At 34.7% G+C, this 10,133-nt stretch carries 6 protein-coding genes; 2 read left to right on the top strand and 4 right to left on the bottom strand.

Annotated features, from left to right (window positions below; translation table 11 throughout):
- Positions 1–586: 586 nt before the first annotated feature.
- Together JHL15_RS21115 and JHL15_RS21110 are read left to right on the top strand one after the other, a co-directional pair.
- Entirely contained in the window at positions 587–3,487 is a 2,901-nt protein-coding gene (locus tag JHL15_RS21115) for a SusC/RagA family TonB-linked outer membrane protein (protein ID WP_200249121.1), read from the top strand.
- 12 nt (positions 3,488–3,499) lie between these two features.
- Positions 3,500–5,401, top strand: a complete 1,902-nt coding sequence (locus JHL15_RS21110) for a SusD/RagB family nutrient-binding outer membrane lipoprotein (protein WP_200249119.1) — start codon at positions 3,500–3,502, stop codon at positions 5,399–5,401.
- A 59-nt stretch (positions 5,402–5,460) separates the two neighbouring features.
- Here JHL15_RS21110 and JHL15_RS21105 read toward each other — a convergent pair whose 3' ends face one another.
- Genes JHL15_RS21105 through JHL15_RS21090 form a run of 4 tightly spaced genes read right to left on the bottom strand, consistent with a single transcriptional unit; the run spans position 5,461 to position 10,076 of the window.
- Entirely contained in the window at positions 5,461–5,988 is a 528-nt protein-coding gene (locus JHL15_RS21105; protein ID WP_200249116.1) for a hypothetical protein, read from the bottom strand.
- An 11-nt stretch (positions 5,989–5,999) separates the two neighbouring features.
- Positions 6,000–6,524, bottom strand: a complete 525-nt coding sequence (locus tag JHL15_RS21100) for a hypothetical protein (RefSeq protein ID WP_200249113.1) — start codon at positions 6,522–6,524, stop codon at positions 6,000–6,002.
- Positions 6,521–9,277, bottom strand: coding sequence for a COG1470 family protein (locus tag JHL15_RS21095; RefSeq protein ID WP_200249110.1), 2,757 nt, complete (start codon positions 9,275–9,277; stop codon positions 6,521–6,523). Before JHL15_RS21095 ends, JHL15_RS21100 begins: the two co-directional genes overlap by 4 nt.
- Positions 9,270–10,076 carry a WxL protein host-binding domain-containing protein gene (locus JHL15_RS21090; protein ID WP_234047823.1) on the bottom strand — a complete coding sequence of 269 codons (807 nt, stop codon included), beginning with the start codon at positions 10,074–10,076 and terminating at the stop codon, positions 9,270–9,272. Before JHL15_RS21090 ends, JHL15_RS21095 begins: the two co-directional genes overlap by 8 nt.
- Positions 10,077–10,133 lie beyond the last annotated feature (57 nt).

Below are 10,133 nucleotides of genomic sequence, written 5' to 3'. Positions count from 1 at the left end.
TATAAATGATAAATGATGAGTCATAATTGATCATTGATGAAGGATAGATCATAGGTAGCAGGATTTAGGTAATAGGGCTTAGTTATTAGTTATTAGTTATTAGTTATTAGTTATTAGTTATTAGTTATTAGTTATTAGTTATTAGTTGCGTTACTATTATCATCAATAAGGGGTGGGCTTTACCGCCGTCCTTAATAAGATTCCAATCCAAGCTGCTTTAGCCAAAACATAGAACTCTGCCTATACATTTTCAATTTTAAACTTTCAATTTTCAATTGTTTTCATCTGCGTTATCTGCTTAATCCGCGAGAGAGAATAAAACCATCAATAGAGGTAGGCTTTAGCCCGCCTTAAAAGAAATCCCAAATCCAAAACGGCTTTAGCCAAAACCTAAAGCTCTCCCTATAAACTTTCAACTTTCCATTCTCAACTACAATTGATTGCCTATCATTTTGTCTTAATTTCTAAATAGACAAACTATTTATTTTTCACTTTGATTCTCAACGTATATCACTTTATATTGTTGATGTTATTTTGTTAAATAGTATTAAAATGTTATGTTTGTGTTAAATGACATGTATATAATATGAGAAAAACACTATTTAGGATTGGTTTACTCCAGTCGGTATTCTTTTGTTTTGGAGAGTTGTATGCTCAAAATAAAGATTCTATCAAAACTGCAAAAATTGACGAAGTAGTAGTAACTGCTTACGGAGTAAAAAAAGAAAAAAAATCTCTGGGATATTCTTTTCAAGATGTTAAAGGGCAAACACTGGTTGATGCCAGAGAAACGAATGTTACAAATGCCCTAACAGGTAAAGTAGCAGGTCTACAGGTTGTAAAAGGGGGATTTGGACCAGCTTCCTCATCCAGGATAAATATAAGAGGTTTTAACTCTTTTGAAGGTGATAGTCAGCCTCTAATTGTTGTAGATGGTATTCCTATTAATAACTCTGCAGGGGTAAAAGGAAGAAGCCAGGATGGAGCCAAGAACAATGATTTATGGAATCCAGATACGGATATGGGAAATGGCCTAAGTGATATCAATCCGGATGATATTGAAACGATATCCGTTCTTAAGGGAGGTGCTGCATCTGCATTGTATGGTGCCAGGGCCGGAAACGGGGTCATCCTCATTACAACTAAATCTGGAAAAAAGAAAGGAGGTATTGGGATTAACTACTCTACAAGTTTGGGTTTTGAAAAAATATTTTTGAAACCTGATTTACAAAGTAGTTTTGCCAGAGGTAGTAATGGTCTTCCTAATCTTCCAAGTAATCTTGATAATACGACAAGCTGGGGACCATCAATTGATGGATCAGATATGAAGGTTTATGATAATCTTAAAGGATTTTTTAAGACCGGTACAAATACCCAACATACTATTAGTTTTCAAGAAAGTTTAGGTGAAGGGACAAGTTTATATACCTCAGGGAATTATTTGTATGATAATAGCCAGATACCCAATTCAAAGTATGAAAGATGGAATTTTATGGCTAAAATGAATTCCATTTTTGGTACACAGAAAAGATGGACGACTGATGTAAAAGTTCAATACATAAGTGCTAAAGCGAATAATCGTCCTAATGGAGGCCTAGATGGAAATACGTATGGAAGTGTTCTGCTAATGCCCAGAAATATTGATATAAGAGAGTATCGGGAAGGAATGACTCAGAATAATGTTACACAAAGGTGGATAACAAATAATGGTATTAATCCTTACTGGGCTGCTTATAATAAGCTTAATGAAGATAAAAAGGATCGATTTTTAATTAGTGGTTATTTAAAATATCAATTCAATGATTGGTTAAGTGCAGATGTTCGATTGGGAAGTGACTTTTATTCTTTAACAGCAAACTCCAAGACCTGGACGGGATCAAGGTTAAATAATTCCTATAATACCAGTCAGGAAAAGTTTTATGAAAATAACTATATCACTAGTTTAAATGCAAGGAAAAACGATCTCATAGGTAAGTGGGGTGCTTCCCTTTCCATATATGGGCAAATGATGGAAACTAAAACAAATGCTATCTATCTTTCAGCTCCAAATCTTACTTCACCAAATTTCTTTAATATTAATAATTCTGTAGGTAACCCCGAAATTAGAGAGGTTATTTTAAATAAAAAGATCAATTCAGTTTTTGCATCAGCAGAAATTAATTATGATGGATATTGGTTCATTAATGCTACAGCAAGAAACGATTGGTCATCGACACTGACGGTAGAGAACAGATCATACTTTTATCCTTCCATCAGCACCTCCCTGGTTATAACGGATATGCTTGCCAAATTAAATGGTACCAAATCTAATTTTTTATCTTTTGCTAAGGTCAGAGCATCTTACGCTATTACGGGAAATTCATTAGAGCCCTATGAGCTGTACAATACTTTTGAAGTAAAAAAAGATCCGAATGGAAATGTGACCTCAGATCGTAAAAAGATTCTTTATGATCCCAACCTGAGAAATGAAAAACTTAAAACATTCGAGGTGGGATTGGATCTTCGTTTATTCAGCCGTTTTTCATTTGACATTAGCTATTATAATACAAAAGCAACTGATCAGCTGATCAATTTGCCTATGAATCCTCTTTCAGGGTATGAAAAGAAAAAGATTAATGCTGGAGGATTGCAAAATCAGGGAGTTGAAATAGTATTCAATACTGATATTATAAAGAATAGCAACTTCACCTGGAATACCAATGTTAACTTTTCTCAAATGACTAGTAGAATAGACAGAATAGATGGAGAAGTGACTAAATACTCTCTTGGAGGCTTTGATGACGTAAGTGTATTTGCTGATGTTGGGAGGAGATATGGGGCTATATATGGGTCAAAATTTAAACGCGTTGAGGATGTTAATAATCCATATTACGGTAAACTTATAGTAGATGGTAATGGAGCACTTCAAAAAGAAACGGGTTTGTTTTATTTGGGAAATCAATCACCAGACGCTTTGTTCGGTTTTACAAATAGTTTTGTTTATAAAAACTTTGGACTTTCATTCCAGATTGATGGACGGATAGGTGGTGAATTCTTTTCAGGAAGTCAATTAGCATTGCAAAAAGCTGGATTAGCCAAAGACACTGCACCTGGAGGGAAGCGGGATAATTTTGTAGTAGATGGCGTAGTTGCTGGAACCAATGGTAATTATACTCCGAATACCAAAGAGATAACACAACAAAATTATTGGGAAGTTATTACGGCTGGAAACCTTGGAATTACAGAACAAAATATTTACGATGCAACTAATATTAGGTTAAGAAATATTCAGCTTTCTTATAACTTTCCAAAAGCAATGTTTGAAAAATTTGTGATTAAAAGTGCTAAAGTTGCATTTACAGCAAATAATGTTTGGATGATTTACAGTAAAGCAAATGGGATAGACCCTGAATCGGTCTTTGCTATAAGTTCTAATGCAGTTGGTTTCGAAAACTTTGCATTTCCAACGACAAGATCATATTTATTTACCATTACTTTAGGATTTTAAAAATTTACAACAATGAAAAAATATATAATTCCTGCTTTAGCAGCTACGCTTCTTACTTTTTCGGGGTGCAAAGATTTTGAGGAAATTAATACAGATCCTCTTTCCGCAAATATAGATCAGGTTCAACCTGAGTATTTTCTGAACAGTTCAATTCTGGGTGCCCAACAGGATCCCAATATTGCAGAGCGATTGTTTGTCCTTTATTGGAAAACAGCAGCGAGGCAACATTTAACTACAGGTATTGCCGGTGGAACTGATAATGATGAATGGACTGTGGAATATTGGAAGTACATTTCACAATGGCTAAATAGTGCTAATGCTACCATTCAAATTGCCAATGAAAAGAAGGCAAAGGGGCAAGGATTGCCTCATTATGAAAACTTAATTCAAGTTGCTCGTATTTGGAGAGCCTATTTAATGAGTGAATTTTCGGATAATTTTGGTCCCCAACCAATCCAGGCTTTTCAGGCAGTTAACCCTAATTTTAATTCTGAAAAGGAAGTGTATTATTTTATTTTGGACGAATTAAAAGATGCTACTGTAAAAATGGATGTCAATCAGCCTGTTCCGGCAGATAATATTTCAAAGTATGATATGGCTTATAAACTTAAGTGGAGTCAGTGGATAAAATATGCAAACTCTTTACGTATGAGAATTGCAATGAGAATTTCTGAAGTAGATCCTGCTAAAGCAAAGACTGAATTTGAATCAGCGGTTGCATCTAATAATTTTATCAGTGTGAGCACGGATAATTTTTCTATTGCTGAAAAACCAGGCTGGGATGCTTTAACAGGGGTGATGTCTCGTGAATGGAATTCACAGTTATTATCAACCACCCTTAATAATTTATATGTGGGATTAGGAGGCATCAATTCAACAGATCAGCTTAGCCAGGATAAACATAGTGCTATAAAAGATGAAGATTACATTGGAGTAAAGTATGACGAACAATTTACCAAGCTTACTAATGATCCTTCTGCAGGATACTGGTTGGATGGCATTCCCAACAAAATAGATCCAAGGGCTTATAAAACATTTTATATACCGGGCGATTTTACCAATCCTATTTATTCTCTTTATCCTACTTATACTAATGACGCTAAAACAAATTATGGAGAGTTACAGTTTTCAAATAATACTACGGTTACGATAAATGCTGTAAATACATGGAATGCATTTGCCATTGGAAACTGGGCAGAAAAAGGACAAAGAAATGGATTGAGAGGATTGGTTGGCCGGGCGCCTGCTTTAGGAAAACAATATAGGGAAAGTAGTAATTCAAGAATATTTTTTGCAAGCTGGGAATCTTATTTCTTAATTGCTGAAGCAGCATTAAAAGGATGGGCAACCCCAATGAATGATGAAGCTGCATATAATAAAGGAATTCAGGATAGCTTTATGTATAATGGAGTTTCCCAGTTCTATGGCCAGTATATTGCTTCTACTGATTATAACAGAGATGGAACATCTGTAGCATATGGTCACATTACGGAACCCGGATCTAACCATACAATGAAGTACAAAGATCCATCTAATAATAATCTGGTATCGGTTTCCATTAATTATCCAATCAATACGATTTATAAGAATGGAGCATTTAAAAATGACAAATTAACCAAAATTATTACCCAGAAATACCTGGCTAATATGCCTTGGCTTCCTTTGGAATCATGGAATGATCACAGAAGATTAGGTTTACCATTCTTTGAAAATCCAGCCATTGAAACCCCACTGATCAATTTACCAGCTATAACGACAGGAAATTATATGACCAATTCTATTAAAAATTTCCCTCAGAGGTTGAGATACCCAAGCAGTTTCAGAAATTCAGATCCTAATGGCTATCTAAAAGCCGTGCAGCTATTGGGAGCCGAAGATGCTGTGCTTACTCCACTATGGTGGGCAAAACATTAAAATAGAATATCAATTATATAAAGCCTTATTCAATTAGAATGAGGCTTTCTTTTTTAATATCAAATCCCACTTATAGTGAAAACAATCCTACTGCCATAAGAAGCTGCGGGAATTGTAACTGATACACCAGTTAATTGTAATTGTAGTGGAATGTTATTGTAAGATGCAAGCGCTAATACTGCTGCAATCCTAAATATTTCTATATCAGTTTGCGTAATAGTTTGATAAGTAGTCCCACCTGTTATCGTACATAGTAGGCATACTGTGGTTCCATTTCCCGTTCTTTTAATATTTAAAACTAAGGAATTATTCCAGATTGGATCTGGTATATAACGGGCAGAAACCTTAGCATTACCTAATAACAAAGGAACACTTGCTGTTAAAAGAATTTGATTGGTTGCACTTTCATAGCTTCCGGCATAGTTGTTTCCTGCTTCCGTTATAGTCGGAATACTGACAGTCCAGTTGCTGCCTCCTACAGTTAATGATTGTGAATGAGCAGGACATGCAAATAATATCAATAAAAAAAGACATATACTATTGATAGAGTAGTTTCCTTTTTTTAAAAAATCAATATTGTATTTCATTGCATTCATTTTTATTCAGTGATCGTATAAGTGATAACGACTGGAGTATTCGTACGTGTAGATAAGTTAGCATACGTATTTGGAACTAAGCTGATGGTCAGCATATGGCCATTATTAGCTCCATTTCCAGTAAAGGCTCCACCTATTCCGCTAATTATAGTAACGGCTGTGGTTGTTAGTGTAACCTGACCTGCCGAAGTGCCCAAAGTACCTCCTCCAGCGCCTGATGCAGCTGCGGCTTGTAATCTTATATTGACTCCAGGGATGACCTGATTTACTGCTGCTGTAACTTTTCTTGTAGCACCTCCGGATGCTATAGCTGATGTATAATTGATCCATTTGGTGGTATTAACTGCAGGATTTACTATTGCTAACCCAGCTTCCGTAGGCGCCACAAAATTCAATGCAATATTTCCAGTTGGTTCTATGTCTAATAAAGTTACAATGGGTAAAGTTGCAGCAACATTGATCTGCGAGTATATTTTACCGGAAAGAAAAACAAATAGTATACATAATATGGTTGGAAATGATCTCATTTTTGTCTTTTTATTGTATTATATCCTACTTTTATACTTTCCTGTTGGAACTTAACTTCTGTTTGCTGTTTAACAATATCAACAATGAGCGTTTTAGTTTCAGATGGATGTAATGTAAAATGAAATGTATCTACTGATATCTTGTAGCGCTTGTCTAATCCATTTCTATAGATTTTTACATCCCAATCTCCCGGACGCAGATAGGTAAAGTCAAAACTATCACCTATCAATATGACCTTTCTATAAGTTTGCTCATTATTAGTGGCTTCGATAATGATGCTTTCTCTTTTCTTTTTCTCTTTTTTGAATTGAAATTGTGCAAAACTTGCCTGGCCTTCGTCGGCAGTTTCATTAATACGCGTTATTCCTTTAATCGTTGTAGCAGTCGTTAAGTTAAAATTAAATATGTTCTCTTTATTAGTCAGTAAAACGGATGCTGGTAAATTGATATCAGCTATATCATTGATCTCTGTGGTTGACCGGTCAACTTCAAGTATATAATCTCCTGGGATTACGTTTTTAAACATAAAATTTCCATTTTTATCCGTTACCGAAAGATAATTTCCCATGATCAGTCTGATACCTTCTGTCTTTTTCACACCAAGGTTACCAATATTTCCTGATAAAGTGGTGTACTCCGCTATTTTTTTAACCGGAACATTAAGACGCCAGGTATAACGGACAGAAAAGATGAAATCTTTATTACCTAATTCACCTCTCTGGAGCGCATACCGACCGGATAGATCGAATTCATGGCCCGGGAAAATTCTTTGATGAAAAATCACTTCAAAAAGATTCCTGTCATTAAAATATTCTTCGGGAATGTAATTATTCTGATAAAAAATACTCAGATCAGTCTTAGGAGAAAACCTACTGATTACACGGGCTCCATAATATACCTGCTTTTGATTTTCCAGTTGGTAACGAGATGTTATTGCATAATTTCCAAATACATTAAACGAGGTTTTGAATTTTTCAAAAGCTACATTAATGGTATAAAAACTGGAATTGCCCGTAAACCCACTGAGATAATTGTCTGTTTTTCCAAATTGTCCCTGTAAGTTCACCTGAAAAATTCCAAATTGCTGATCAATACTTAATCTGAAGAACCTTTCATAATAATCAAATTGTCTCGGTTCCAATCGATCCTGGTATTTTTGATATCCGTTATAAAGCATAATAGTACCATTTTTAAGGTACTTATAACTGATTCCATATTGAAGGTAATTTCTGTAAGGAGCAGCTAAAAATAGCGTATCTCTTTGGAAGTTTCTGGCATCCCGAACATAATTGGCAAATAGATTAAGTCTTGAAGATATTTTATATTGTACATTTCCATTTAATGTGCTGGTATTACTGAAATATCCTGCAAACGTCGGACTAGATCTCATGTACATTATATTTCCATTGATTCTCGGATAGTTTCCTAAAAGCTGAACCATATATGCATTTCCTTCCGTTTGATCAGTTTTACTATATGCCAATTCGCCGGACACATCCAGGTTTTTGTTTAGTTTAAACTTTCCTGTGGCATAGGGGAGGTGTGCATTTGAGTCTAACTTCAGACCACTGAAACTAATGGTTTCTTCATTAAGGCGGGGTATTTTGTATAAATAACCGGCTGTGATTTCCGATTCTTTATTAAGCTTATAAGTGGAATATACATTGAATTCATCTTTAATATCTCGGAAAAATCTTGGATGATTATAAAACCCACCAATGCTTACTTTTTTAAAATTATAGCGCATTTCGGCACCACGACCATATCGTGCATATTCTGTAAGATAAGATGAAGAATAATTCTTATCACCTAAATGAATAAAGTAGCTATCCCGTCTGTAATTAATGAAATACTCTTCATATTGTGTAAAAGAATTAAATTCAACAGGATTAGCAGTGATGGCATGAAATTCAAGAATTCCTTTATTTTCTTTATCTAAACTTCCTTTCCCATACAATTCACCCTGAAATCCATCATGATATTCACCTCTGTTTTTCATGCCAATGAAAGCTAATGAAGCTGAAACAGGTAGTCGTAGATAAATATCTTCGTCACTAGGTTTAACGGAGATAATTTTGGTAGTACTGTATGCCGTCTGATTTTCCTTTGGGTTGTCCGTCGAGTAAACTGAAAGATTAAGATTTTGGTATTCGTTTTTGCCTAAATCAGGATTAGTATGTTTAGTAATGTTTATAATTTTGGTTTCACCAGGAGGTAAGATCAGTGAAGCATCATGATCTACTACTGCATTTTTACTTTCCAATATTAGTTTTTCGGTAACGTTTCCGCTATTTTTTAATAAAAAGGAAGAAGTAATGGTTTCTCCTGCCTTTACAAATTCTGGAGAATTGATAGCCGTAAGAGAAAGTTTCCTGATTCCCGAAACATGTATTTCTAAAGTTTTAATGAATTGTTCGCCTTCATTTTTTTCTGCTCCATGCAAAGTTACAGTATACTTTCCCTGTGGAGTCTCGGTAGCTATACGCAAAGGAACGATATATAATGAACTTCCAGAAGGTTCTATTGTAAATTCACCTCTTTTTAAAATGGGTGTGATATAGGGATTTGAAGTTTCAATCCAGGTATCATATACTTTTTTCTGTGAAGTAATATTTTCGAGAGAAAAGGAAATAGACGTAGCCGTTCCCGGCAGTAGACTATCTTTTTTGTTGACAAATTCTTTAGATTGTTTTTGTGAAAAAATAAGTACTGGGAATAGTATGAAAAGATATAAAGCCCAATTTTTAGTCATTTTTTACTTCTAGTTCCACATTGAGAGCAAATGCGTTTTCATCTTCATCGGTTGCAATAATGACTGCATTGTATTTATCGGGAGGCATTTTACTGATATCAATAGGAAAGGATTTGGAGGTTGTGGGTAATAGTCCCATTGCCTGGGTTGAAAAGGTTCCTACTTTCTGTCCGCTCTTTTTATTGTATATTTCAATAGACGCAAATGGTTTACAGTAGATTTCACCTTTATTGGCAATGGCAATTTTTAATATTTGCTTGCCTTCTTCCTTATCAATTTTTACACTCTCAAATTTAAGGTCAGGTTTTACTTTCTCGGAATCATAATCAGTGATAACCTGAATAGCATATCGGACAATAGAAGTAATATTTACCCCTTGTTTACTATCTGTTGGCTTTATATCCTCTACGGGTTCTACGATAATTACACTCCAATAGCTACCTGGGTTGATGGCCTGATTGGGAATGGTAATTTCATAGTAAACTTCCGTTTTTTCTTTGGCTTTTAGAGTAATAAAGTTAGTATTGAGCTTGATCCAGTCTGTATTGGTTCTTTCATTAGTATGTGGAGTTGTATAATTGATAGTACCATCAGCGTGATATGCAAAATCCTGTAAAAACAGCTTAACATTTTGAGGCTTATTAGCTGTATTTTCTATCGCAATTTTACCTTTATACACCTGTCCGTTTTCTACTTTATAGTTATGAGTAAGACCATTGAGAACTACAATACTTGCATGTAGAAATACAAATGGTAAGATAAGGAAAGTGAAAAAGGAAATACGCTTTATCATTCTCATTGAGAGTTTTTTTGAATTTGAAATCTGGCAATAGAGAAGTAAGAAGAAATTGACAAA

Origin of the sequence: Chryseobacterium paridis, from assembly GCF_016595215.1 — a bacterium.
Lineage (GTDB): Bacteria > Bacteroidota > Bacteroidia > Flavobacteriales > Weeksellaceae > Chryseobacterium > Chryseobacterium paridis.
Note: the sequence above shows the minus strand (reverse complement) of the source record. Positions and strands in the feature narration are given on the sequence as shown.